The following is a 2,026-nucleotide window of genomic DNA, read 5'->3' as shown; positions in this document are numbered from 1 at the left end:
TGGCCGCTCGGCCCGATATCGCGCTGGTCGACCATGGCGCTGGCAAGTCCTACCTGGGCTTTATCCTGTACGACCTGTTCTTCAAGGCGCAGGCGCCGCAGGGGCGGATTTACGGCATTGAGACCCGCGATGAGCTGGTGCAGTCATCGCGCGCGCTGGCCGAGCGGGCCGGCTTTGCTGGCATGGATTTTCTCAACCTGTCGGTGGCCGATTCGATCACGGCAAGCGCCTTGCCCGAGCGTATCGACGTGGTGACGGCCCTGCATGCCTGCAATACCGCCACCGACGATGCGATCCGCTTTGCGCTGGAAAAAGACGCGCAGGCCATCGTGCTGGTGCCTTGCTGCCAGGCCGAGGTGGCCAGTGTGCTGCGCAAGCACAAGGGGCAGATGCTGAAGAACCCGCTCACTGAAATCTGGCGCCACCCGATCCACACCCGCGAATTCGGCAGCCAGCTGACCAATGTTTTGCGCTGCCTGCAGCTGGAAGCGCATGGTTATGCGGTGACGGTGACCGAGCTGGTGGGGTGGGAGCATTCGATGAAAAACGAGCTGATCATCGCCCGCCAGGAAAACCGACCCGGGCGCAAGGCGGCCGAACGCCTGCACGCCGTGCTGGCCGAGCTGGGGCTGGATGAGATGCGCGAGCGCTTTTTCACGCCGGCCTGAGCGCTGGCGCTCGCCGGTGCCGGCAGCGCTTGGTGATATTGCCTTGTTGTCAGGCGGCACATCGGCTCAAATCGCCGCTTTCTATGCATACCGTGATCGAGGTGGAGTGATGAGGCAAACGTTTGCTTGGGCTTTACTGCTGGCGCCAGTGTTCACCATGGCCGGCAACTGGATTACCGCTAGCAATGGCTGCAAGCTGTGGAATGACGAGCCGCAGGCGAATGAGTCGGTGCAATGGTCGGGCGCCTGTGTGGCAGGCAAGGCCAGTGGACCGGGGCGCGCCGAGTGGCTGCTCAATGGCAAGGTGGCCGAATGGTATGAAGGCGATTACCGCGCCGGAAAGATGGATGGCAAGGGCACTTTGCAATACAAGGACGGCAATCGCTACCAGGGTGATATGCGCAAGAACCGCATGTACGGCGAGGGTAGCTTTACCTTTGCCGACGGTGTGCGCTATACCGGCACGATCGCGAATGACGCCTGGACGGGCTTCGGCACGCTGAGCCTGCCGCGCGGGCACGACAATATCGCCTTGTTCGAAGGCAAGGGGCGCTGGGTGAACGACCGCTATGAGGTGAGCGGCTGCTGGGAGGACGATGACCTGATCGTTGCCACCCGAGATGGCGCCAACTGCGGCAAGGGCAAGCAGCGGCGCTAGGCGGCGAGCCGCTGCGGTGCAAAACCTGACGCGCTCAGCGCTGTGTTGATTCAATAAAATTGAACTGATGCCTTGCCACTTACTCCAAGGCGCTTTTTGTGATGGCCGGGCATGCTCTATCATGCTGGCAGGCCTTTACGGCGAAGTCGCCTTGGTGTGGCAATACAGCAAACCCCTATGCCACTGGGCGCTGTGGCCCTGATCTATCCAGAAAACTGAATAACAACGAAGTCCGATGAAAAAACCGCTGCTGATCATCATCAGCCTGATCGCTCTGTCGAGCTGGGCCGGCCACTGGGCAAAAGACCCGAGAACCGGCTGCAAGCTGTGGAATGTCGACCCGCAACACAATGAGTCGGTGAGCTGGTCGGGCGCCTGCGTCGATGGCAAGGCTGTGGGGCGCGGCCGCGCCGAATGGCGGATTCCCGGCAAGCCGTCGGATTACTTCGAGGGCGAGTACCGGCAAGGCCGCATGAATGGTGAAGGCAGCTACACCTACAGCGATGGCATACGCTATACCGGCTCGATCGTCGACGACCGCTGGACCGGTTTTGGCACCATAAGCCTGCCCAGTGGCAGCGACGATCTTGAGTACTACCAGGGCTTGGGCCGCTGGGTTGGCCAGCGCTATGAAGTCAGTGGCTGCTGGCTCAATGACAATCTGGTCAGCACGGCGGAGAATCGCGCCGCCTGCAAGTCC

At 61.5% G+C, this 2,026-nt stretch carries 2 protein-coding genes and 1 pseudogene; all 3 read left to right on the top strand.

Annotated elements, in window-relative coordinates; translation table 11 throughout:
* Positions 1–668: SAM-dependent methyltransferase (locus ACE3OH_RS21910; RefSeq protein WP_374358313.1), on the top strand; the 668-nt coding region annotated here is incomplete at its 5' end.
* Positions 669–777: 109 nt separating this feature from the next.
* On the top strand, positions 778–1,326 hold the full coding sequence (locus ACE3OH_RS21905; RefSeq protein WP_374358310.1) for a hypothetical protein: 549 nt from the start codon (positions 778–780) through the stop codon (positions 1,324–1,326).
* 235 nt (positions 1,327–1,561) lie between these two features.
* A pseudogene (locus tag ACE3OH_RS21900) lies at positions 1,562–2,026 on the top strand (hypothetical protein); the annotation flags it as partial.

It is taken from the genome of Chitinimonas sp. (genome assembly GCF_041904975.1).
GTDB lineage: Bacteria > Pseudomonadota > Gammaproteobacteria > Burkholderiales > Chitinimonadaceae > Chitinimonas.
The sequence above is the reverse complement of the archived record's forward strand: the minus strand, read 5'-3'. Positions and strand labels throughout refer to the sequence as shown.